The 23,353-nt window shown below is 59.8% G+C and carries 16 protein-coding genes and 2 pseudogenes; 10 read left to right on the forward strand and 8 right to left on the reverse strand.

Translation table 11 applies throughout. From position 1 onward, the window contains the following. Position 1: 1 nt before the first annotated feature. The 4 genes from ugpE to glpK all read right to left on the reverse strand — a co-directional run bounded on the left by ugpE (position 2) and on the right by glpK (position 4,856). Positions 2-850, reverse strand: coding sequence for a sn-glycerol-3-phosphate ABC transporter permease UgpE (gene ugpE, locus GF1_RS15675; protein ID WP_267927492.1), 849 nt, complete (start codon positions 848-850; stop codon positions 2-4). A 2-nt stretch (positions 851-852) separates the two neighbouring features. Continuing rightward, positions 853-1,734 (reverse strand): sn-glycerol-3-phosphate ABC transporter permease UgpA, encoded by an 882-nt coding sequence (gene ugpA, locus GF1_RS15680; RefSeq protein WP_267927493.1) that lies wholly within the window; start codon positions 1,732-1,734, stop codon positions 853-855. Positions 1,735-1,800: 66 nt separating this feature from the next. Beyond that, a complete protein-coding gene (ugpB, locus tag GF1_RS15685; protein ID WP_353740467.1) occupies positions 1,801-3,084 on the reverse strand; it encodes a sn-glycerol-3-phosphate ABC transporter substrate-binding protein UgpB in 1,284 nt (427 codons plus the stop codon). A gap of 275 nt (positions 3,085-3,359) precedes the next feature. Continuing rightward, positions 3,360-4,856 carry a glycerol kinase GlpK gene (glpK, locus tag GF1_RS15690; protein ID WP_267927495.1) on the reverse strand — a complete coding sequence of 499 codons (1,497 nt, stop codon included), beginning with the start codon at positions 4,854-4,856 and terminating at the stop codon, positions 3,360-3,362. Between the two features lie 535 nt (positions 4,857-5,391). Between glpK and GF1_RS15695 the strand changes: the two genes are divergently transcribed. The 6 genes and pseudogenes from GF1_RS15695 to GF1_RS16635 form a co-directional block, all read left to right on the forward strand. Beyond that, positions 5,392-6,414: a BMP family ABC transporter substrate-binding protein gene (locus tag GF1_RS15695; protein ID WP_435051716.1), complete on the forward strand. Its 1,023-nt coding sequence runs from the start codon at positions 5,392-5,394 to the stop codon at positions 6,412-6,414. A gap of 267 nt (positions 6,415-6,681) precedes the next feature. Beyond that, positions 6,682-7,746, forward strand: a complete 1,065-nt coding sequence (locus GF1_RS15700; RefSeq protein WP_267927497.1) for an ABC transporter permease — start codon at positions 6,682-6,684, stop codon at positions 7,744-7,746. After that, positions 7,743-8,663: an ABC transporter permease gene (locus GF1_RS15705; protein WP_267927498.1), complete on the forward strand. Its 921-nt coding sequence runs from the start codon at positions 7,743-7,745 to the stop codon at positions 8,661-8,663. The genes GF1_RS15700 and GF1_RS15705 overlap by 4 nt, the downstream gene beginning before the upstream one ends. Positions 8,664-8,734: 71 nt before the next feature. Beyond that, entirely contained in the window at positions 8,735-9,220 is a 486-nt protein-coding gene (gene gpt / locus GF1_RS15710) for a xanthine phosphoribosyltransferase (protein WP_267927499.1), read from the forward strand. A 172-nt stretch (positions 9,221-9,392) separates the two neighbouring features. Next, positions 9,393-9,812: pseudogene (locus tag GF1_RS16630) on the forward strand (ATP-binding cassette domain-containing protein); the annotation flags it as partial. 318 nt (positions 9,813-10,130) lie between these two features. Further along, positions 10,131-10,847: pseudogene (locus GF1_RS16635) on the forward strand (ATP-binding cassette domain-containing protein); the annotation flags it as partial. 123 nt (positions 10,848-10,970) lie between these two features. Here the strand turns inward: GF1_RS16635 and GF1_RS15720 are convergent. Then, positions 10,971-11,582: a PHP domain-containing protein gene (locus GF1_RS15720; RefSeq protein WP_267927501.1), complete on the reverse strand. Its 612-nt coding sequence runs from the start codon at positions 11,580-11,582 to the stop codon at positions 10,971-10,973. 251 nt (positions 11,583-11,833) lie between these two features. Here GF1_RS15720 and GF1_RS15725 point away from each other — a divergent pair, with 251 nt between their 5' ends. The 3 genes from GF1_RS15725 (at position 11,834) to ltrA (ending at position 15,649) form a co-directional block, all read left to right on the forward strand. Continuing rightward, the gene (locus GF1_RS15725; RefSeq protein ID WP_267927502.1) at positions 11,834-13,168 is read left to right on the forward strand and encodes a BPG-independent phosphoglycerate mutase family protein; all 1,335 of its coding nucleotides are present in this window, start codon (positions 11,834-11,836) and stop codon (positions 13,166-13,168) included. Then, positions 13,168-13,734: a nucleotidyl transferase family protein gene (locus tag GF1_RS15730; RefSeq protein ID WP_267927503.1), complete on the forward strand. Its 567-nt coding sequence runs from the start codon at positions 13,168-13,170 to the stop codon at positions 13,732-13,734. The genes GF1_RS15725 and GF1_RS15730 overlap by 1 nt, the downstream gene beginning before the upstream one ends. Before the next feature lie 571 nt (positions 13,735-14,305). Continuing rightward, positions 14,306-15,649: a group II intron reverse transcriptase/maturase gene (gene ltrA, locus GF1_RS15735; RefSeq protein ID WP_267926035.1), complete on the forward strand. Its 1,344-nt coding sequence runs from the start codon at positions 14,306-14,308 to the stop codon at positions 15,647-15,649. Positions 15,650-15,990: 341 nt separating this feature from the next. On the opposite strand, the gene GF1_RS15740 is transcribed toward ltrA, so the two are convergent. Further along, the gene (locus GF1_RS15740; protein ID WP_267927504.1) at positions 15,991-19,077 is read right to left on the reverse strand and encodes an efflux RND transporter permease subunit; all 3,087 of its coding nucleotides are present in this window, start codon (positions 19,075-19,077) and stop codon (positions 15,991-15,993) included. After that, complete coding sequence (locus GF1_RS15745; RefSeq protein ID WP_267927505.1) at positions 19,070-20,314, reverse strand: efflux RND transporter periplasmic adaptor subunit; 1,245 nt, start codon at positions 20,312-20,314, stop codon at positions 19,070-19,072. Before GF1_RS15745 ends, GF1_RS15740 begins: the two co-directional genes overlap by 8 nt. A gap of 310 nt (positions 20,315-20,624) precedes the next feature. Between GF1_RS15745 and GF1_RS15750 the strand changes: the two genes are divergently transcribed. After that, positions 20,625-21,542 (forward strand): LssY C-terminal domain-containing protein, encoded by a 918-nt coding sequence (locus tag GF1_RS15750; RefSeq protein ID WP_267927506.1) that lies wholly within the window; start codon positions 20,625-20,627, stop codon positions 21,540-21,542. Positions 21,543-21,803: 261 nt separating this feature from the next. On the opposite strand, the gene GF1_RS15755 is transcribed toward GF1_RS15750, so the two are convergent. Next, positions 21,804-23,207 carry an efflux transporter outer membrane subunit gene (locus GF1_RS15755; RefSeq protein ID WP_267927507.1) on the reverse strand — a complete coding sequence of 468 codons (1,404 nt, stop codon included), beginning with the start codon at positions 23,205-23,207 and terminating at the stop codon, positions 21,804-21,806. Positions 23,208-23,353 lie beyond the last annotated feature (146 nt).

Genomic DNA, 23,353 nt, shown 5'->3' on the forward strand with positions numbered 1-23,353 from the left:
TTTATTTCTCCGTTTCGGTGAGTCCCTTGATGAACAGTTTCTGCATTCCGACCACGACCAGCACCGGAGGCAGCATGGCCAGCAGGGTGGTCATCATGATCAGGTGCCACTGGGGTGATTCCTCCGCCGCTTCGAGCATCTGCTTGATCCCCATGACGATGGTGTACATGGATTTGTCGGTGGTGATGAGCAGGGGCCAGAGATACTGGTTCCAGCCGTAGATGAAGAGGATGACGAACAGGGCGGCGATATTGGTACGCGAGACCGGCAGGAGGATATCCTTGAAAAAGCGCATGGGTCCGGCCCCGTCGATGCGGGCGGCCTCGAGCAGCTCGTCGGGCACGGTGAGAAAAACCTGCCGGAACATGAAGGTGGCGGTGGCCGAGGCGATGAGTGGTACGGTCAGGCCCCAGTAGTTGTTGAGCATGCCCAGGTTGGCAACCACCTCGAAGGTGGGCAGGATACGGACCTCCACCGGCAGCATCAGGGTGATGAATATCATCCAGAAAAAGGCCATGCGCATGGGGAAGCGAAAATAGACAATGGCAAAGGCCGACAGAAGCGAGATGATGATCTTGCCCACCGCGATCATCATGGCCATGATCAGGCTGTTGAAGAGCATAAGTCCCACCGACTGTTCCCGGGCGTTGCCCACGCCCTGGACAAAGGTTTCCCGGAGGTTATGGAAGAACTGGTCACCGGGCCACAGGGGCAGGGGAATCTGGGTCATGCGTACCGCGTCGTGACTGGCGGCGACAAACGTGACCCAGATGGGGAAGGCGACCACCGCGATACCGAGCAGGAGAACGATATGGCTGAGCCAGCTGATCAGGGGTCGGCGTTCAATCATGACTAATACTCCACCTTGCGCTCTATGTAGCGGAACTGGATGACGGTCAGGCCGATGACAATGACCATCAGGATCACTGACTGGGCCGCCGAGCCGCCCAGGTCCAGGCCGATGAACCCGTCATTGTACACCTTGTAGACCAGGATCTCGGTGGCCTTGGCCGGACCGCCCTTGGTCACCGCATGGACAATGCCGAAGGTGTCGAAAAAGGCGTAAACGATGTTCATGACCAGGAGAAAAAAGGTGGTCGGTGAGATCAGGGGAAAGATGATGGTCCAGAACCGCCTGGCCGGGCCGGCCCCGTCGATGGCCGCAGCCTCGATCAGGGACCTGGGGATGGCCTGCATCCCGGCGAGAAAAAAGAGAAAATTATAGCTGATCTGTTTCCAGGACGCGGCCAGCACGATGAGGGCCATGGCCTGGTTGCCGTTTAAGCGGTAATTCCAGTCGTAGCCGATACCGTGCAGCATGTAGGATACGATGCCGAGCGTCGGGTCAAAGAGAAACATCCACAGCGCCCCGGCCACGGCAGGAGCCACGGCATAGGGCCAGATGAGAAGCGTCCGGTAGACCGTGGTGCCGCGGACCACATGATCGGCCATGGCGGCCAGGATCAGGGCGATACTGAGCGAGAGCGCGGCCACCAGCGAGGAAAAGACAATGGTCCGCAGAAACGAGTTGAAATAGATGTCGTCGCCAAAGAGCTGGACAAAGTTTTCAAACCAGACAAACTCGGTCTTCAGGCCAAAGGGATCTTCCACCAGCATGGACTGGTAGACCGCCTGGCTCGCCGGCCAGATGAAGAACACCAGGGTAATCAGCACCTGGGGCGCGACGAGCAGATACGGCAGGATAGAGGGTTTGAAATGGGTGCGTTTGATCATGGGCAGGGGGCGGCGATGGAGGAGGAGCAGCCCTCATCCATCGCCGTGTTCCAAGGATTTTCTGAATCAGCGGTTGGCCTTCTCGAATTTGCGCAGCAGTTTGTTGCCGCGGGCGACCGCGTCATCCATGGCCTGGGAGGCCGTTTTGGTTCCGTTCCAGATCGCCTCCATTTCCTCGTTGATGATGTCGCGTACCTGGACGTAGTTGCCGAAACGAAGTCCGCGGGAGTTGGGGGTGGGGGTGTTGAGGCTCAGCTGCTTGATGGCTGTGTCGGTCCCCGGGTTTTTTTCATAGAAGCCCTGCTTCCTGCTCAGCTCATAGGCCGCGGTGGTGATCGGCACGTAGCCGGTCTCCTGGTGCCACCAGGCCTGGACATCGGGCGAGGAAAGATAGCTCATGAACTTGGCCACACCCTTGTAGTCGCCCTTGGGATGTCCTTTGAGGACCCAGAGGGTGGCACCGCCGATGATGGAGTTCTGCGGGGAGTCGATGATGTCGGGGTAATAGGGCAGCATGGCCTGGCCGAACTCGAACTTGGCCTGCTTCTTGATCCCGCCGTAATAGGCCGAGGAGTTGAGCCACATGCCACACTCGCCGTTGGTGAACATGGGCAGGGAGTCGCCGCGGCGACCGCCGTACTGAAAGATTCTGCTCTGCTGCCAGCGGCCCACGTCGGCCATCACCCGCTTGACATGCTTGTTGTTGAAGGTGAACTCGGTGTCCAGGCCGGCAAAACCGTTTTCCCTGGTACCCATGGGCAGGTTGTGCCAGGCGCTGAAGTTCTCCACCATGACCCAGGACTGCCAGCCAAAGGAAAATCCGCATTTATAGCCGGCATCGAGCAGTTTCTGCGAGGCGGTTTCCATCTCGGGCCAGGTTCTGGGCGGCTCGGCGATACCAGCTTTTTTGAAGGCGTCCTTGTTGTACCAGAGCACCGGCGTGGAGCTGTTGAAGGGCATGGAGAGCAGTTCGCCCTCCGGGGTCTGGTAGTAGCTGATCACGGCCGGGAGAAAGCCGGATTTGTCAAATTTTTCGCCCGCGTCTCTCATCATCTGCTCCACCGGGTAGACCGCGCCCCGGGCCGCCATCATGGTGGCGGTACCGACCTCGAAGACCTGGACGATATGGGGCTGCTTGTGTGCCCGGAAGGCGGCGATGGCCGCGGTCATGGTCTCGGTGTAATTACCCTTGTAGACCGGCACGACCTTGTACTCGTTCTGGGTGGCGTTGAAATCACTGGCTATCTTGTTGACCCGTTCACCGTTGACACCGCCCATGGCGTGCCACCACTGGATCTCGGTCACAGCCCAGCTGTTTCCTGCCTGTATTCCGGTAACCACCGTGGCCATGGCCAGACTCAGGAAAAAGGTTTTGGCGGGTTTTCGCATGGTTGTCTCCTTTCTGTTGCTGTTTATCAGGTGGGTTGCATGCCCGCAGCATCCGGTGCTGCGAAAATCATCGGCCCGACACGGAGGGTGAGGCCGTCTGTTGCATGGGCCAGGCCCTGCCGGTGACCCATGGCAGGACCTTGTTTTCAGCGGCCAGGGTACACGATTTATCGGTTCATTTCATCACAACACCTTGATTCTAATCAAAAAATAATATTTCAGGGTATTGTGGTATCTCAGCGGCGGCTCAGCGTTCTCCGGACCGCGTCCTGCCAGCCGCTGTACTTGGTCGCCCGGGTGGCCTCGTCCAGGCCGGGAAGAAACCGGTGGTCCTGTTTCCACGAGGCGGCGAACCGGTCCGGAGGCGGGCAGATTCCTGTCTGCAGGCCGGCCAGGTAGGCGGCGCCCAGGGCCGTGGTCTCGAGGATACGCGGCCGGTCCACCGGGGCGTTGAGGATATCGGCGAGGAACTGCATGGTCCAGTCCGAGGCCACCATGCCGCCATCCACCCGGAGCACGGTTTCCCGGCCGGGCATCCCGCTCCAGTCGCGGCCCATGGCCTCCAGCAGGTCCCTGGTCTGGTAGCAGACCGATTCCAGGGCGGCCCGGGCAAACTCCGCCGGGCCGGTGGAGCGGGTCAGTCCGAACATGGCGCCCCGGCTTTCCGCATCCCAGTAGGGCGCCCCCATGCCGGTGAATGCCGGTACCAGGTAAACATTCTGGCGCTCGTCGGCCTGGCGGGCCAGGGTGCCTGATTCGGCGGCGTTTCTGATGATACCCAGACTGTCGCGCAGCCACTGCACGGCGGCCCCGGCAATGAAGATGGATCCCTCCAGGGCATAGGTGGGCCGGCTGCCGAGCTGGATGCCGATGGTGGTCAGCAACCGGTTGGTGGAGCGGACCGGCTGGTCACCGGTATTGAGCACGGCAAAGCAGCCGGTGCCGTAGGTCGATTTGAGCATCCCGGGCTCGAAACAGGCCTGGCCCACCAGGGCGGCCTGCTGGTCACCGGCAATACCGCCGATGGGGATGGGGTGGCCGAGCAGGTCGGGATCCGTGGTGCCGAAGTCAGCGGCGCTGTCCCGGACTTCGGGGAGAATGTCCTCGGGAATGGTGAACAGGTCAAGCAGTTCCCGGTCCCAGGCCCCGGTATGGATATTGTACAGCATGGTCCGGGAGGCGTTGGTGGCATCGGTGGCATGCACCCGGCCACCGGTAAGCTTCCAGAGGAGAAAGGTGTCCACGGTGCCGAAAGCCAGTTGACCCCGGGCAGCCCTGTCCCTGGCACCGTCCACGTGGTCCAGGATCCAGGCCGCCTTGGTGGCGGAAAAATAGGGATCCAGGAGAAGGCCGCTCCTTGAGACCACCAGCTCTTCATGCCCTTCGTTCTTCAGGGATTCGCAGTGATCGCTGGTCCGGCGGTCCTGCCAGACGATGGCCCGGTGGATGGGGCGGCCGGTTTCCCGGTCCCAGATGATGGTGGTCTCCCGCTGGTTGGTGATGCCGATGGCGGCGATGTCGGCACCGGTCAGCCCGGTCTTCTTCAGGACCTCTCGGCAGGTGGTGATGGTGGTCTGCCAGAGGTCGTCGGGTTCGTGTTCCACCCAGCCCGAAGCGGGATAATGCTGCGGAAACTCCTGCTGGGCGACACCGATGATCTCCAGGTTACGGTTAAAGACAATGGCCCGGCCCGATGTGGTCCCCTGGTCAATGGCAAGGATGTGTGGATTCATGATATGCGCCCCCGGGTTGGCTCGAGGTCCCGAGCCTGCTTGGTAACGGTCCTGGTGCCCGGTTTCGGCGCCCTGGAGAGGGGGAATGGGCACCGAAACCAGACGGGTGACTTGCTTTTTGGAAAAAGGGCGGGGTCAGAATTCAGCAGGCTGGTTTCAAACGAAAGATGCCGAGCTTTCATAACGCCCCTATATGAAAACAGTATCGTAGATCAGCAGGATGTGCAACAAAATCACAGCCTGATTTTTCCGATTACCTGTGACCAAAGAGAATGGATTGGTTATGGTGGGCAAAATTTCTTTTGCTTTAAAGGGTTAGCAAAGGTATCACCCTTTGTGTTCCGATGCTCGTGGTAAAGAGTTGACAGAACTCTTTTTCCTGTCCTAATATGGCGCTTTCCAATGCGGTCTCCATGGTCGTGACATGGATGATTTTCCATGCAGAAACACGGAACATGGGTAGCGAAAAAACTGTTTTTCTACTGGAGGGAGAACAATGCGTAGATTGGTGATGTTGCTGGTTCTGGCTGTGGCCATGCTCTGTGGAGGCCCGGCCCCTGAGGCCAGGGAGATGCAGGTGGGCTTTATTTATGTTTCGCCCATCGGTGATGCGGGCTGGTCCTATGCCCACGATCTGGGCCGCCAGGCGGTGGAGAAGCTGCCCGGGGTCACGACCTCCTATGTGGAGGCGGTAAAAGAGGGCCCGGACGCCGAGCGGGTCATTCTCAACATGGCGCGCAAGGGCTATGATCTGATCTTTGCCACCAGCTACGGCTACATGGACCCCATGCTCAAAGTGGCCAAACGGTTCCCCAAGACGGTGTTCATGCACTGCTCAGGTTTCAAGACCGCCCCCAACATGGGTAACTATTTCGGCCGGATGTACCAGGCCCGCTACCTGACCGGCATGGTGGCCGGCGCCATGACCAAATCAAACGTGATCGGCTATGTGGCCGCCTTCCCCATCCCCGAGGTTATCCGCGGCATCAATGCCTTTGCCCTTGGTGCCCGGGCTGTCAATCCCAAGGCCCAGGTGCGGGTGGTCTGGACCAAGAGCTGGTATGATCCGGTAACGGAAAAGGAGGCCGCCAAGAGCCTGCTCGACGTGGGTGCCGACGTGCTGACCCAGCACCAGGATTCCCCTTCTGCCCAGGAAGCGGCCCAGGAAAAGGGGGTCTACTCCATCGGCTATAACTCCGACATGTCCAAGTTCGCGCCCAGGGCCCACCTGACCGCGGCCATCTGGAACTGGGCCCCGTTCTACGTGGAGACCGTGAAAAAGGTCCAGAACCACACCTGGAAAACCGGTTCCTTCTGGCCCGGCATCGAGACCGGTATTGTCGATATTGCCCCGTTCGCGCCCATGGTCCCGGAAGAGGTCCAGAAACGCGTTCTGGCCATGAAAGAGGACCTCAAGGCCGGCCGGGCCGATGTCTTTGTCGGTCCCGTCAGGGACCAGAGTGGCAAGATGCGGATTCCGGCGGGCCAGAAGGCCGCGGACAAGGATCTGCTCGGCATGACCTGGTTTGTCGAGGGCGTCATCGGGACGGTGGAATAACCAGCCCCGACATCCATCCTGAATCCGTGAAGCTGGAATTTCGCCGCAGCCGCCAGGTAAGCGTAGACTCCGGGAAGAGGCCCATTGATTAGAGTGACGTTCTATCAATGGGTTGATGACGCAGCGGATGCGGTGAAAGTACAGCTCCCGGAGGGCGGCTCCATTGCGATGGGTGAAAAGAAACATCTCAGGTTATCTTTCTTTTTTTGTTGTGATTTAAGGCAGATAACAAAAAAACAATAATTTTTCCGTCACGGATTCAGGTCCATGTTAGGCTTTCGTATACAGAGGCGGGATAAGCCGCTGGGCTTCTATTCCGCCTTTGTCGTTCTGGCGGCAGTGGTGCTGGCCCTGCTCTTTTCCGGTGGTATCCTGGCCCTGCGCGGTACCCCGCCGGTGGAGGGCATGCGGGTGCTGCTGCAGTCCGCCTTCGGTTCCCGCTGGGCCCTGGAGGATTCCCTGGCCAAGGCGGTACCCATATTTCTCTGTTCGCTGGGGGTGGGGGTTACCTTCCGTCTCCAGATCTGGAACATCGGCGCTGAAGGGCAGTACGCCATGGGCGCGGTGGGTGCCACCTGGGCCGCCCTGACCCTGCCTGGCCTGCCATGGTACCTGCTCCTGCCCCTCATGGGGCTGGTCTCGTTCGGGGCCGGAGCGGTGTGGGGGTTGGTGCCGGCCTTCTTTCGGCTGCGCTGGCAGGTGAACGAGATCATCGTCACCCTGATGTTCAACTACATCGCCATTCTGTTTCTGGAATTTCTCGTCTACGGTGCCTGGAAGGATCCGGTCAGTTTCGGCTTCCCCATGACGCCGACCTTTTCCGACAACGCCATCATCCCCATGATCGGTATGACCCGGCTGAACTGGGGCATCGTGGTCTGTGTCCTGGCCGGAATCGCGATCTGGGTTTTCTTCCGCTATACCCGGCTGGGATTTGAGCTGGCCGCCTGCGGGGAGAACGTCCGCGCGGCCCGCTACGCCGGCATGCCCTATAACCTGCTTGTCTACCTGGTCATGGGCTTTTCCGGCGGCCTGGCCGGCTGGGCCGCCTGTATCGAGGTCTCGGCCAACCTGAACCGGCTCCAGCCCTCGGTCATGGCCGGCTACGGCTACACGGCCATTGTCGTGGCCTGGCTGGCCAGGCTCAATCCGCTGGCCATCGCCGTGGCCTCCTTTCTCCTGGCCGGGCTGCGGGTGGGTACCGAAAACCTGCAGCTGGAGTTGCAGGTTCCGTCCGCCTTCGGCTCGATCATGGAAGGACTGATCCTGCTCACTGTACTGGCGGGCAGTTTCTTTATCGATTACCAGGTGCGCAGACGAGGTCGGTTATGAACATGGAAATTATCATCCCCCTGCTGGCCGCCGCGGTCCAGTCAGGGACCCCGATCCTGTATGCCACCCTGGGCGAAATATTCACCGAACGATCCGGTGTGCTCAATCTCGGCGTTGAAGGGATCATGTTTGTCGGAGCGCTGGTGGCCTTTATCACCGCCCGGGTGACCGGCGATCCCTGGCTGGGGCTGGTGGCCGGTGGTGTCTCCGGTGCCCTGCTGGCTGGACTGCATGGCCTGGTGTGCCTGAACTTTCTCGGCAACCAGGTGGTTTCCGGCCTGGCGCTCACCATTCTCGGCACCGGCATGGGAAATTATTTCGGTACTTCGTTCGTCGGCCTGCAGGCCCCGGGATTCTATCCTCTGGATGTTCCCGGTCTTGCCGATCTGCCGCTGGTCGGACCGGTGTTTTTCCACCAGGACCTGCTGGTCTACTGTTCCTATCTGCTGGTGCCCATGCTGTGGTATTTCTTCCAGTATACCCGCTGGGGCCTGCGGCTGCGAGCGGCCGGAGAGAATCCAGACGCGGCCGAGGCCGCCGGCATCAGCGTGCTGGGCTACCGGTGGGGGGGTATCCTGGTCGGCGGGTTTCTCGGCGGCCTGGGCGGCAGCTATCTCTCCCTGGCCTATACCCATCTCTGGGCCACCAACATCACTGCCGGCCGCGGCTGGATCGCCGTAGGCCTGGTGATCTTTGCTTTCTGGAAGCCCGGCCGGGCCCTGCTGGGAGCCTACCTGTTCGGCGGGGTCATGGCCTTCCAGTTCCGGCTCCAGGCCATGGGCACGGCCCTGCCCTCATCCCTGCTGCTCATGCTGCCCTACGGACTGACGGTCCTGGTGCTGATCCTGGCCTATGTGCGTGGCCAGGGTACCAAGGCCCCGGCAGCGCTGGGCGTGAACCTGGAGCCCAGGGAATAGGGCGGGGACTCCGGGTGGCTGCGGATGGACAGTAACAGCAAAACCAAAAAAATCAGCTTAAGGCACAGCTCATGAGTGAAAAATCCCGCTACACCCAGACCTATCCCATCTCCTGGGAACAACTGCACCGTGACTCCAAGGCTCTGGCCTGGAAATTGCTCGAGATGGACTTTTTTGAAGGGATCATCGCCATCACCAGGGGAGGCCTGGTGCCGGCGGCCATTATTGCCCGGGAACTGGATATCCGGGTGGTGGACACGGTCTGCGTGGCCTCGTATGACTGGCAGAACCAGAAGGGCGAGATCGAGATCCACAAGGCCGTGGACCACGGCGGCACCGGGTGGCTTATCGTCGATGACCTGGTGGACACCGGCCGGACCGCCGATGTGGTCAGGAAAATGCTGCCCAAGGCGCATTTTTCCTCGGTCTACGCCAAGCCGGCAGGCAAGCCGCTGGTGGACACCTATGTCACCGAAGTGAGCCAGAACACCTGGATTCTCTTTCCCTGGGATGCGGAATCCCAGTTTGTCAAACCCATTGTCGGACGCCGGGACTGAGCGTTGACTGCCCGGGCGCGGCTGCGCTGCAGGTCGGTCTCCGTCCGGGGCGGCAGGGACAGGCAGATGACTATGTTAAGGATGGCATGACATGACAGATGGACACACTCCATCCATAACGCTCGAACATATCTCCAAATCCTTTGGTCGGGTGCAGGCCAATCGCGATATCTCGCTTACGATCAGGCCGGGCCGGATCAAGGCGCTGCTTGGCGAGAACGGGGCTGGCAAGTCCACCCTGATGTCCATCCTGGCGGGCCGGTTGCAGCCCGATGGTGGCCGGATCCTGGTGGATGGGCAGCCGGTACGCTTTGCCTCGGCCCGGGACGCCATCCAGGCCTCCATCGGCATGGTCTATCAGCATTTCATGCTGGTGGATGCCATGACTGTGGCCGAGAATGTCTTTCTGGGACAGGAAGAGTCCTTTTTTCTGCGTCCGGCGGCCATGTGCGACGTGGTGGCAGAACTGGGCGAGACCGTGGGGCTGCCGGTGGATCCACGGGCCAGGATTTCCGAGCTTTCCATGGGCGAGCGGCAGCGGGTGGAGATCCTCAAACTGCTCCAGCGCGGCAGCCGGATCCTCATCTTCGACGAGCCCACCGCCGTGCTCACCCCCCAGGAGACCGAACAGCTTTTTCACTCCTTTCACCGCCTTGCGGCTCAGGACAGGGCCATTGTCTTTATCAGCCACAAGCTGGACGAGGTGATGTCGGTGGCTGACGAGATCGCTATCCTCCGCAAGGGCGAGGTGGTGGACGAGGTGCCGGCCAGCGAGATCGCCTCTCCGGCCGAGCTGGCAGGCCGCATGGTGGGCCGCGAGGTCCTGCTGGAGGTGGAGCGGGAACCCATGGAACTGCACCAGGTGGTGCTCCGGGTCCAGGATCTGGGTGACGACACCCTTGAAGAGATCAGTCTCGAAGTACGGCACGGTGAAGTGCTTGGCGTGGTCGGGGTGGCCGGTAACGGTCAGCGGGAACTGGTGGAGACGGTCTGCGGTCTGCGGCGGCCGGGCAGGGGTTCGGTCAGGATCCTCGGTCGGAGCTGGGACGAGTTTTACCTGGCCCGGCCCTGGCGCAAGGGGTTATCCTGGATTCCCGAGGACCGGCGGGGTCTGGCCACCTGCATCTCCATGGACCTGGTGGATAATTTTCTGCTCACCACCCGCCAGGGATTCAGCTCCGGTCCCTGGCTGCACCGGGAACAGGCCAGGAAAAAATGTGAGACTTTGCTGCGCGAGTTCAATGTCCAGCCGCCCGACGTCACCCTCCGGGCCCGCCAGCTGTCCGGCGGTAACCTGCAGAAGATGGTCCTGGCCCGCGAGTTCTACCGTCTGCCGCGGCTCGTTGTCGCCGAACAGCCCACCCAGGGCCTGGATATCGGCGCCATCGAAGAGGTATGGAAGCTCTTGCTGGGCGCCCGGGAGGAGGCAGGGGTTCTCCTGGTCACCGGCGATCTGGGTGAGGCCCTGGCGCTCTCCGACCGGATTGCGGTCATGTTCGAGGGCAGGATCATGGCCCAGTTCGCGGTGGACGACCAGGAAATGGTCGACCGGATCGGCGAACTCATGGCCGGGATGCGTGTCAGCCCGGAGGAAGCTGAACAGGCAAAGCTGCTCGCCTTGCCCTGAGGTTATATCACCCGGCAGGGCCCGAAGTTTTTCAGTTTCCCGTGTCCCCGCCTTCCCGGTGCTGCCCGGGTCAAGTCGTTGTCGTTGGCCTGCCTGGTGGTCAGCGCGTAAAAAGAAGAAGCGTCAGGCGGCCCGACAGGACAGTTCCCGGGGGCGGACCTGGCGGTAAGTTCCCCGCCTGAGGGCCTGGATGAATTCAGATCTTGTGGTGACAGGCGTGAGCAGTTCAGTGGGTACCCGACCCAGCTCGGCAAGTGCATGGGCATCGCTGCCGCCCACCAGGCTCACGCCATAGCGTTGCTCCCAGCGTATAACGGCCTGGTTTTCAGTAACGCTGTTCCTCCCGTTGACCCCCTCCACAATACGACACCACCTGTGGTGAATGAGATGTTCACTGGTGGGTCGTCTGGCCCGGAACGGATGGGCTGCCACGGCAACCCCGCCGGTATCGGCAACGTGACGCAACACAAGTCGGGCCGGCAACCCGGGCCTCAATCCCTCATAGGGACCGAACAGGAGAAAATCTCCTTCAGCAGTGGCATATTCCATGCCGAAAATAACACAGAGACCATTGGCCTGGATACCTTCGTTGAGCTGGTGGCGAACAGCCATGGTATCGTGATCGGTGATACACACCCCGTCAAGCCCCTGGACTTGTGCCCTGGCAAGGATATCGGCCAGCTCCAATTGACTGCATGGTGACAGCGTGGTATGAACATGGATATCAAATTTCATGGGCGAAATCCTGCTCTAATTACAGGCAAAAGTCAAACTGGTAATTGCAATATTTGCCATGGTTCCCATCGGGTTTTCCGATGGAGAGGACGGCTGCCGGTATGGTCGGACCGACCGTCCGGAGCAAAATGTCGACTTCAGGTTTCAGTCCGCACCCGCAAGCAGCAATGAAAACTCCACACCCTTTTGCCACCGTCGGCACCGCATCCGGTTGCTTCCCGGCAACAGAGTGGTCGGGAGGAACATAATTCATGTCCCCGACCAGTCCTTCCATTGCCCGCCGCTGCGTCCTGATTCTCCTCGATGGCCTGGGTGATCGCGCCCATGGAGAGCTAAACGATGCAACCCCGCTGCAGGCCGCCCGAACGCCCAATCTGGACAGTCTTGCCGCCATGGGATCAAGCGGCCTGCTGCATGCCAGCCGTCCTGGACGGGTTCTGCCCAGTGAAAATGCCCACTTTGCCATTTTCGGCTACTCGGCCGACGAGTTTCCCGGCCGCGGATTTCTGGAGGCCCTGGGGGCCGAAATAGCTATCGCGCCGGAAGAGGTGGCTCTGCTGGCCCACTTTGCCGCCCTGCAGGAAAGCGATAATCTTTTGCTGCTGGAAAAAGACCGGCCGGAGGCGAGCGATGAAGAGGCGGCACTGGTAACCGGAGCGATTGAATCGTTTAGCACCGATCAGATCTCGTTTCGCTATGTACAAACCGGCCATCTGGACGGCGTTGTACTGCTCAATGGGCCGGTCTCGCCCCATATAACCGACAGTCAGTGTTTTGCTGAAGGTGAGCCGCTCGTCGAGGTTCAACCTCTGCGGACAGGAGGACCCCGGGCCGCCCGTACCGCCCGGGCTCTGAAAACGTATCTGCTGTGGTGCAAGCGTGTTCTTGACGCCCATCCGGTGAATCTGGCCAGGAAAGAGAAAGGACTGGTGCCGGTTAACGGACTGGTGACCCAGCGGGCCGGCCAGTGGAAGCGGGTGGAACCCTTCTCCCTTCGTTGGGGACTCCGTGGCATTTCCATCGCTTCCGGTCCCATGTACTGGGGCCTGGCGCGATTTATCGGCCTGGACGTCCACCGGGTAGACGATACGGCCAGGCCCGGGATGGATCTTTGCGCGCGGCTCCAGTGGGTTGCCGGGCATAAAGAGCAGTATTCCTTTTTTCACGTCCATACCAAAGCCCCTGATCAGGCCGCGCATACGAAAAACCCCCGCAACAAGGTGGCGGTGATTGAGGCGCTGGACCGGGGGCTTGGCCAGGTGCTGGACAGGCTTCTCGATGGCGAGACCATGGTGGTGGTAACCGCCGACCACTCCACTCCCAGCGCGGGTCCCCTTATTCATTCCGGTGAACCGGTACCCATCATGGCCATCGGCCCCGGGATCCGTCGGGACCGGGTGAAAAGCTTTGATGAAGTGCACTGCGCCGGCGGGGCACTGGGCCAGCTTCAAGGACAAGATTTCATGTACTGTGTCCTGAACTGGCTGGACCGGGCCAAGCTGCAGGGCCTGATGGATACCCCGGCAGACCAGCCGTACTGGCCCGGCAATCGAAAACCTTTCAGGATCGACGAGGGAGATATCTGATGGGAAAAAGTACCGTTGTCTCAACCGGCTTCATCCACGGACGTTTTCAGGTGCTGCATAACGATCACCTGGTGTATCTGCTGGCCGGCAAAGAGCGATGTAACCACCTGGTGGTGGGGATTTCAAACCCTGACCCGACCTTGACCAGAAAAGACGAGGCGGACAGTGCCAGAAGCAGCCTTGAGGCCAATCCTCTCACCTATTACGAACGCTACCTGATGGTACGGGCTGCCCTGACCGGGGCCGGGTTGCGGGCCGATGAGTATTCAGTGGTGCCGTTTCCGGTCAATTTTCCGGAACTGTACCGGTACTATGTGCCCATGGATGCGGTTTTTTATCTCACCATCTATGACAGCTGGGGCGAGAAAAAGCTCACCATGTTTACGGAACTGGGTCTCAAGACCGAGATCCTCTGGCGTCGCCCCCGGGAAGAAAAAGGTCTGAGCTCAACGGAAATTCGCCGTCGCATGGTGGCCGGAGAAAAGTGGACCCACCTGGTACCACCGGCTGTCGCCCGGCTGGCCGTTGAATTCAATCTCGGCAACAGGCTGGCAGGCGCTAAATAATCCTTTTTCTGATTACCATCAATCTTTGGCATTGAAACCGGTGTCGACCTCGTGTGCCAGGCGAAGCTCTGGCGAATCTGGTGGCTGCGATGCCACCCGCGGTAATTGCCTGTTCACCGCGAAATCGCCGACCCGGCGTGTAGGGGTAACCCGAATCGTCAAGCAGGGTCGGAAAAGGCCGTAAGGTCAGATAGAGTATAGGCCGTAACATCTGTGAACTCGATTCGGCCTCGTTACACATTTGGCGGCGGCGACCCTCCGAGGTCATGGGGAAGCCAGTCATTGACGCGATGAGACAACAGGAGCGTTGCGTTGGGCCGCCCGGGGTGTTTGGAGATGGCATGTACTCAAGGGAGCGCCAGGGAACCTGGGAGACCCGGCGGGACGGGCAGGGCAGCAGATAGCCCGAGTCCAAACGCTGGAGGGGAATGCATAACCCTCTGTGCGGTCCCGGCCGGGAGTCGGACCTGCCCATAGTAGTGTTGAAGCGGGGTAACTCCCGTGGAGCGAAGGGGCAGGACTTTGATCGTGTTTCTGACAATGGAGGAAGTCCCGCTTGGAGTACACATGTTTGTCTCCCACTACGGATAAACGGGCAGGGCAGGAGTTCGGCCTGAGCCCGAAGGTCTCCCTCTTGCGAAAGAAACTGGGCCACAAGGCCAAGCAGGAACCGGAGTTTCGATTCTATGCCCTGTACGACCGGGTGTATCGCCTAGATGTACTGCAAAGTGCCTGGAACCGGGTTTACGCCAATCGAGGCGCTGCCGGGGTGGATGGAGTAAGCCTTGCGTCCATCAAGGAGAGTTCGGAAGGTGTAGCAGGCCTGCTGCAAACAATACAGCAGGAATTGAAGGATAAGACCTACCGGCCCATGCCGGTAAAACGGGTCTATATCCCAAAGGCGAATGGAAAGATGCGTCCGCTGGGTATCCCGACCGTCAAGGATCGGGTTGTACAGATGGCGGTCCTGTTGATCCTGGAGCCGATTTTCGAGGCAGACTTTGAGGACTGCTCGTACGGATTCCGCCCGGGCCTTAAGGCCCATGATGCTCTCGCCGCGATTCGGCAGGCGCTCAAGGCGGGATTTACTGAAGTCCTGGATGCGGATCTGAGCAGCTACTTTGACACGATTGACCATGGCAAACTGATGCAATGCCTGGAGCGTCGAATAGCTGACCGATCCGTTTTGAAGCTGATCAGGATGTGGTTGAAAAGCGATATCGTTGAAGAGGATGGGCAGGGCGGTCGCAAGATCACTCGCTCCCGCAAGGGTACGCCACAGGGTGGAGTCATCTCGCCTCTGCTGGCCAACATCTTTCTCCATGAATTCGACCAACGCTTTCACAGCCCGGAAGGTCCCCGCAATTTTGCCAACGCAAGGCTGGTACGATATGCCGACGACTGGGTTATCATGGCTCGGTACATCGGACCTCGCATTCACGCCTTTGTTGACAAGACGCTGGGGGAACTCGACCTGATCCTGAATCGGAACAAGACAACCATAGTTAACTTGAAAGATCCCGGCAGTAGTTTTGATTTCCTTGGATTTACGTTCCGCTTTGATCGCAGTCTGTACGGAGCGGGTCGGTATTTGAACATTGTCCCTTCTGCCAAGAGCCTGAAACGGGCGCGGGAGAGGATACATGCTCTGACGATTCGCAGGATTCAAGAGCCGGTAGAAAAAGTAATTGATCAGGTCAATCGATTTCTGATTGGCTGGGGCAACTACTTTTCCTTCGGATACCCGAAGGTGTCGTTCAAGAAGATTGATTGGTACGTGCAGACCCGGTTCAGTCGCTTTATGAGGACACGGAGCCACCGGCACTGCCGGCACCTTGATGGACCGTCGTTGTACAAGGCGCTTATGTCCAAGGGGCTGGTCTATCTGCATAAAAGAGCCGTCAACTCCCTGTGAATGCCTTGAGGCGAGAGATCATCGGAGAGCCGGATGCGGTAAAACCGCACGTCCGGTTCGACGAGGGGGCGCTGTCCGCAATGAGACCTCCTCTGATATGTAGTAGCCGCGTGCGGCAGGGCATAGTCGTTGAAGATCATTGTTGACAGCGCTCTACTCTACACCCGTTTCACGGGACGCCATAAACCCGTCCCTGGGGCTTGACTGTGGCCATCCAGGCCACAGACACCCGTGAAACAAGTGAGGCCGACACCTCTAGGTATCGGTGGCTGAATTTCAGTGGTAATCACAATCCTTTTTGTCCAAGACCCGTCACCGGGACCTGGCACCGCCGGTAAGACTCAGGTGTTCTGCCTGAAAATTTCCTTCACATCTTCAAGGATGAGGAACAGCGAGGGCACCAGCACCAGGGTGATGGCGGTGGCGAACAGGATGCCGAACCCCAGGGAGATGGCCATGGGGATGAGGAAGCGGGCCTGGCGAGAGGTCTCGAAGATCATGGGCAGGAGACCGAAAAAGGTGGTCAGGGTGGTGAGGAGAATGGGACGGAAACGAGAGACCGCCGCATTGATAACCGCGGCGTAGGCAGTCTGTCCCTGGCGGATTTTGCGGTTGGTCAGGTCGATGAGGACCAGGGAATCGTTGACCACCACCCCGGAGAGGGCTACTACCCCGAAAAAGGAGACAATGGAGAGGCTGTAGCCCATGAGCAGGTGGCCGGCCACGGCGCCGACAATGCCAAAGGGTATGGCGCTCATGATGATGGCCGGCTGCACATAGCTGCCAAAGACCACGGCCAGCAGGACGTATACCAGGATAAGGGCCACCACCATGCCCTGACCCAGGGCTCCCATGGATTTTTTCTGGTCGGCCTGTTTGCCCTCAAAGCTGTAGGCCAGCCCGGGATAGCGCTGGATCAGTCCGGGCAGGATATCCGCCTTCAGGGCTGCACTGATCTGATCGGCCCGGGATACCGGGGTGACATCAGCGGTGACCTGTATGGTCCGGCGGCCATCACGGCGCTGGATTTCCGTATAACCGCGGCCGGGGGTGAATGAAACTACTTCAAAGAGCGGCACTTCAGCGCCGGAGGGTGTCCGCAGGATAAGCTGCTCCAGCGAGTGGAGCGATCCACGTTCCATCTCGCTGAGGCGGACCATGATCTTGAGTTCATTCTGGCCCCGGAGTTGGCGGGTCACCTCAACCCCCCAGTAGGCCGCGCGGATCTGCCGGGCCACCAGGTCCGGGGTCAGTCCCAGGCGCCAGGCCACCGGCCGCAGCCGGAAATCAAACTGCTCCCGGCCCGTCTGGAAGCCATCGTCTATATCACTCACCATGGGATAGGTGGCCAGCGCGAGTGCCAGTTCCCTTCCCGCCTGTTCCAGCGCCCTGGTGTCCCGGTGCTGCAGTTCCACGGTCAGCGCGGCGCCGGAACCAGGTCCGCCGAAATTGGATTTGAACTGGATGGATTCCAGTCCGGCCAGCGGTCCTACGGCCCGGCGCCATTTTTTGACAAAATCGCTGGTAGAGAGCGGACGGATATCCGGAGGCTGCAGATACACCTTGACCCGGATCCGGTTGCCCTCTACCAGGGAGAGCATTCCGCGGACAAGCTGGTCGCCGCCGTTGTGGCGCATGACCGTCCGGGCACCATCGGTCAGTCGCTGCAGGACCGCATTGGTGTGCTCCACCGGCACGCCGACCGGTAAAGTGACCGAGACATAAGCCTTGTCTGACTCCACCCTGGGAAACATGGTCATGCCCATACGGCCACTGCCCACAAGGGCTGCAGTGCACATCAGTACGACAATACCGGCGGCCACGCTGACATAGCGGTAGCGCAGGGCCAGGGCAAGCAGAGGGGGAAAACGGCGGGTTATGGCCCGGGAAATGGTCCTGCTCAACCGCTGCTGCCAGCGGGCCATTTGGTTTGCAAAGGACCAGTGCATGGAATGCGGGTGGGCCAGGTGAGCCGGCAGGACAAAGAGGGCCTCGATCAGCGAGATGGTAAAGACCACCACAACCACCACCGGAATGGCGCGAAATATCTTGCCCATGACTCCGGGAATAAAATAGAGCGGCATGAAGGTGATGATATTGGTGAGCACGGAAAAGGTGACAGGTACGGCCATCTCACGGGCGCCAAGCATGGCCGCCTCCAGAGTGGAGTATCCCTGCTGCCGCAGCCGGTACACGTTTTCGCCGATGATGATGGTGTCGTCGACCACGATACCGAGCGAAACAATAAAGGCGAACAGCGACACCATGTTGATGGACACATCAAAAAACGGCAGAAACAGAAGCGAGCCGAGAAAGGAAACCGGAATGCCCATGGTGACCCAGAAGGCCAGGCGTGGTTCCAGGAAGATCCCCAGGAGGACAAAGACCAGCAGCAAACCGAGATAGCCGTTTTTCAGAAGCAGTCTCAGCCGCTGCTTGTACACTTCGGAGCGGTCATCCACCGCGGCTACACGGATGGACTCGGGCAGGACAGCCTGCAGCCTGGCAACATGCGTCCGGACCGCATCGGCAATCTCGATGGGCCCCTGATCTTCCGCCCGGTAGACCTCAACCCCGATGGCCGGCTGCTGATTATAGGTCATCCAGGAGTCGGTATCTTCGAAACTGTCGCGAATGGTGGCAATATCGCCAAGGAGCAGCGAGGTGCCATCGGCAGCGGTGCGGATCGGGATGGAAGCAAATTCCCTCCCGAGCTGCCGCCGCTCCCTGAGCCGGAGCTGTATCTGGCCACCATCGGTCTTGATGGTTCCGCCGGGGAAATCAAGCGAGGTCCGGCGGATCCTTGTACCGATATCCTCCAGGGTCAGGCCGTAAGCCCGGAGGGTATCCTGGCTGATATCAATGCTTATTTCCAGAGGCCGGGAACCGGTGATCTCTGTCTGTGAGATGGCCGGGTCCTGGAGGAGCTGGTCCTGCACCATTTCCGCGGTTTCCCGTAATACCCCGTGGTCCAGGTTACCATACAACACCACGGTGATGACCGAGCGGCGGCGCAGGGGCACGGTGACCTGCGGCTCTTCGGCTTCTTCGGGAAACGAGGTGATCCGGTCAATTTCGTTTTTAATATCAAGGGCCAGCTGCTGCACATCGGCATCAAGCAGGGCTTCCACCCGCACAGTGCCCATGCCTTCCATGGCTGAGCTGCGCATCTCGGCTATGCCTTCCACTCCTCCGATGGCCTCTTCCACCGGGAGGATGATGCCCTGCTCCACCTCTTCCGGACTGGCCCCGGGGTAGGCCACCTGGATGATCACCTCGGGAATGGTGAACTCGGGAAAGACTTCCTGCTTGATTTTCGTCCCCCAGAAAAGTCCGCCCAACAGAAAAAACAGCATGAGGCAGTTGGCGGCCACAGGGTTTTCTGCCATCCAGCCAATGGGGCCTCTGTTGCGGGTGGTATCAGCCATTGGTACGGGGAGCGGGTTTCTCCGGGATAATGGAAAGAGGCATGCCGGCCACAGGGGCGGCCACCGGCGAAACAATCAACCGATCACCCTCGTTCAGGCCATCCTGTACATAAATCCAGTCTGCATCCTTCCAGACCGGTTCGAGATGGCGGATGATGAGCCGGTCGTCCGGGTCGGCGAGCAGTACCGTGTTGTCGAGGCGGACAGCGGTTCTGGGCAGGCGGAAACAGTTTTTCAGGATCCTGCCGGTGATCGACGCCTTGACCGGTTGTTCGAGCAGCAGGGGCGGGGTGCGTTGCAGGGGGGCGGCAACTTCCACCACCAGTCTGGCCATGATTCCTGCCGGATCAATGTCGCCCAGTAGCCTGAGGATGCGTCCAGGAATTGGCGGTCCATCGGGGTCGGTGGCATCCCGTAATTCTACAGGTGCGCCGGGTTCGTTGCCATCAGGTAGATCGATGGCCTCAAGTGCCGAATGCGGCACTGCCAGCCTGACCCAGAATGCATCGGTGGCAGCCAGGATGGCCACGGTGGTCTGGGGTGAGACCAAACTGCCCACGGTCACATTTCGTTCCCGGACCACGGAGTTGAACGGCGCCCTGATCCGGGTCCGCTCCAGGTCCAGCCGGGCCCGGGCCACCTCGGTCTCGGCCGCGGCCAGGGCAGCCCGGGCCTTGTTGAGCTGCGGTTTGCGGAGGGCCAGATCCGCGGGTGCCTTGGTCAAGGCAGGAGAATCGTATTCCCGGATAAGTTCGAATTCCCGTCTGGCAACCGCCTGGCTCCCTTCTTCCAGGCGCAGGTCCATGCGAACCTTTTCCAGGTTATGGGTGCTCCGTTCCAGGGTCAGCTGGTAATCGCGGTCATCAAGGGTCACGAGAATATCGCCGGCCTGAACCCTGCCGCCCGGTACCAGGTTGGGATGCACAGCCTGGACAATACCAGTGACCTGGGGCATCACTGCCAGTTCCCTGGCAGGAATGACCGTGCCCATGGCCTGGATAAGCGGCTGCGCATCCATCCTGTACAGGGGTCGTACCTGTACAGGAAGCTGCATTTTGCCGGGAAGTTCCCGCTTTATGGCAGGCCGGGAGTGAAGAATGTATCTGGATGCCATAAAACCGGCGGTAAGCAGGCCGATGATAACGCAAAACGCCAGAATTTTCTGGAGGATATGGCGCCTGGGCGTCGGGGTATCCGGCGCAACCGGCTCTGTGCTGTTAACGGATGTATCGGTCATCGCTGTTCCCGATTTTTTATTTTCCTATTGGTTTTTTCCACTATACCATACATGATGGCGTCGCAAAAAGTTCGATATACTGCGTTGTAGCGGGTGCGGCCAATGCAGGCGTACCACATGTGCGCCTCCGCCTGGCCGACACCGCTACGCCTCGGAGTCTCATTCCGTTCGTTCATCTGGATCACCGATCTCGGCGTTCCACTGGTCGTCGGACCATTGCTGGTGGTTACCTGCGTGATACTCTGGCTTTTGCGTCGCCAATGGCTGATCCCCACTGTTGACATCCAGCCTGGGAGCCTCGGCATCCTGCGTGCCTGGCAAGCTCGCCTTTCATCGGCCGCGACCGGATGAGGCCGTCCTGCTCGAATCGTCCTATTTTTTTCCCAGCGGTCACGCCACTATGGCGGTAGCCTTTTACGGCTTCCTGGGTTATCTGTTGATCCGTTCCGCCAAGCAGTGGAAGATCCGGGTCAATCTGTTTTTTCTGACCTGCATCCCGATTCTGTTGATCGGCCTGAGCCGCATCGTTCTGGGTGTGCACTATCTGAGTGACGTCTGGTCCGGCTATCTGGTCGGGACGCTATGGCTGATTATCGGGATCAGCCTGAGCGAATGGCTGACTGCCAGAGGTCGGCTTGACTGGCAGTACCGGACCGAACCTGGAAGGCGCTGGTTGGCGCTCGGACTGGGCGTTGCCGCGGCGATCTGGTATCTTGCCTTCGCTATATTGGCAAGAGATTCCGAAGCGCTGTTGTCCAGCCTGCGGGAGGCCGGCTGGTACGCCGCCGACAAAGTCAACCTGGAAAACATGATACGGCTGGTAAAACAGGGCATGGATTGTGCCACCGCGCCGCTGGCGCCGGCCTTTTGGAACGGGCGCATCAATGATTTTGCCCTGGAAAGACCCATACAGCGCGGAAACAGCAAGGTTGTCGCCACTATCCGGCTCTGGCAGACATCGTATCGAATGGCCGGGAGTCAGATACTCGTGGGTATAGCCAGGGGATATGATGGCATCCAGTGGGGATTGCTGCATCATATCCTGCCCGATGTCGATGCCGCTGCCGATCTGTTTATCGAAGCACTGAAAAATGGCAGGAAGGGACGACGCAGCTGCCGGTTACCCCTGGTAGAGCCGGTGATAGGCAGGTATTTGATGGGCGGCCGTTTTTTCGCCCGCGGGGAGTTGTGGCCGTTGCCGTGTTTGCGCCAGCACGACCAGCAATGATCTGGGTGCTCATCACACTCGGCATCACCCTGGTGCTGGCTGCCGAACTGGCCAACGGAACAAAAGCTTACCTTCGGTGACCGGTTGGCGGTCCGGGTCGCCGTATTTGATGGCAGATGGCGATTTATCGTCTGGTTCAGCCTGTTCCTCTGGATAACCATCAATTCGCTGGTATTGCTCTGGCGACCACGGCCGAAATGACCTGCGATTTGCCGGACGAAACTTTCTGGTCCATGCGCAGCAACGGACGTCTCCAGCTGATCAATTACGGCCGGTCCTATCGTTCAGGCTGTCTGTCCATGTGCCGCCCAGGGCTTTGTACAGGGTGATGCGTGTTTTGAGCAGGTCGGCCCGGACCTTGATCAGCTCACGGCTCAGGTTGAGGGTGTCTGTCTGCGCCCGCAGCACGGACAGCACATCTTCCCGGCCGTTGAGATAGCGCCAGACAGTTTCTTTGCCGGTCATATCCGAGAGTTGTATCTGTGCTTCAAGGTTCAGCACGGTCTGGTTGAGCTCATGTTCCCTGCTCAGCGCATCTTCCACTTCCCGGATTGCCTTCAGCACGGTGCCCCGGTAGGCGGCAAGCTGTTCATCGATCAAGGCTCTGGTTCTCTCCACTTCGGCCTGGCGCCGGGAACCATCAAAGAGGGGGGCCGTAAGGTCGGCCGCCAGGTTGAGGAGCCAGGAGTCAAGCAGGGCATGAATGGCCTGGGAATTCAGGTTCAGGGAGGTGTTGAGTCGCAGCTGCGGCAACCGCTCGGCCCTGGCGGCAACATTACTTAAGGACGCACTTTGCAGACGCAACGCTGCCGCTCGCACGTCGGGACGCCGGGAAAGAAGATCAGCCGGGAGGCCTGGATCCGGGATGGGCGGGGTATCAGGAAACTGTTTCTGTTCAAGCTCCGGTTTGTTGCCGGGCGGTTGCCCCATGAGCAGGGCCAGTTGACTTTGGAGGAGTTCTTTTCTGCCTTGCAGGGCGATCTGTGCTCCGGCAACGGATCTGATGTTCCGGCTCTGCAGGAAGATATCCCGGGCCGATGCCTGACCCGCGGCAAAGCGCAGTCTGGTTGCCTCGAGCAGCTGCCGGTTGACATTCAGCTGTCTTTCAAAAAGCTCCTCCTGCTGCAGCACTGCAAGCAGGTCAATCCACAGCTCACCGATCCGGCCGCTCAGGCTGAGGGCCATGGCATCCATCTCGGCCCGGCCGGCCTGGATGTCCAGCCGGCCCCGGGCCACGTCGGCCCGTACCCGTCCCCACAGATCAACTTCATATCCTGCGGTAAGTCCCAGGGAAAAAGAATCCGAAGTCCAGGTGTCTCCGGTCTGATCCCTTCCCTGGTTCCGGGCCGCGCCTGCCGACGCCTGCAGTTCGGGATACAGGGGTGATTGTGCAGCTTTGGCAAGGGCTTTTGCCTGGTTCAGCCGGGCCCAGGCACCCTGGAGGTCGAGATTTTCGGCCAGTCCGGCCTGGATGAAACGGGCAAGCTCCGGGCTTTTGAAATCCGTCCACCAGGGAGAGCCCGGCGGGTGGTTGCCGCCGGAACGGGAAAAATGTTCAGGCAGGGATTCTATCAGTGGCTCCAGCGGAACCGGTCTGCGGTCCTGGCAACCGGTGGTCAGAATCAGGCAGAGGAAAATCAGAGAGATAGGCCGAAAGACAGGCATGAATTCAGGTGGCGGTGTGCCAGCGCATCAGCGTGACGGGAAGGGGCACGGTGTGGGGAGGTCCTGGAATTTGACAATTGACAACTGCGCTAAAATACGATAAATTATCACGTTCCAAATACCTGCCGAGACAGAGCATCCATTGG

The sequence above is a fragment of the Desulfolithobacter dissulfuricans genome, from assembly GCF_025998535.1.
In the GTDB taxonomy this organism is placed as follows: Bacteria; Desulfobacterota; Desulfobulbia; order Desulfobulbales; family Desulfobulbaceae; genus Desulfolithobacter; species Desulfolithobacter dissulfuricans.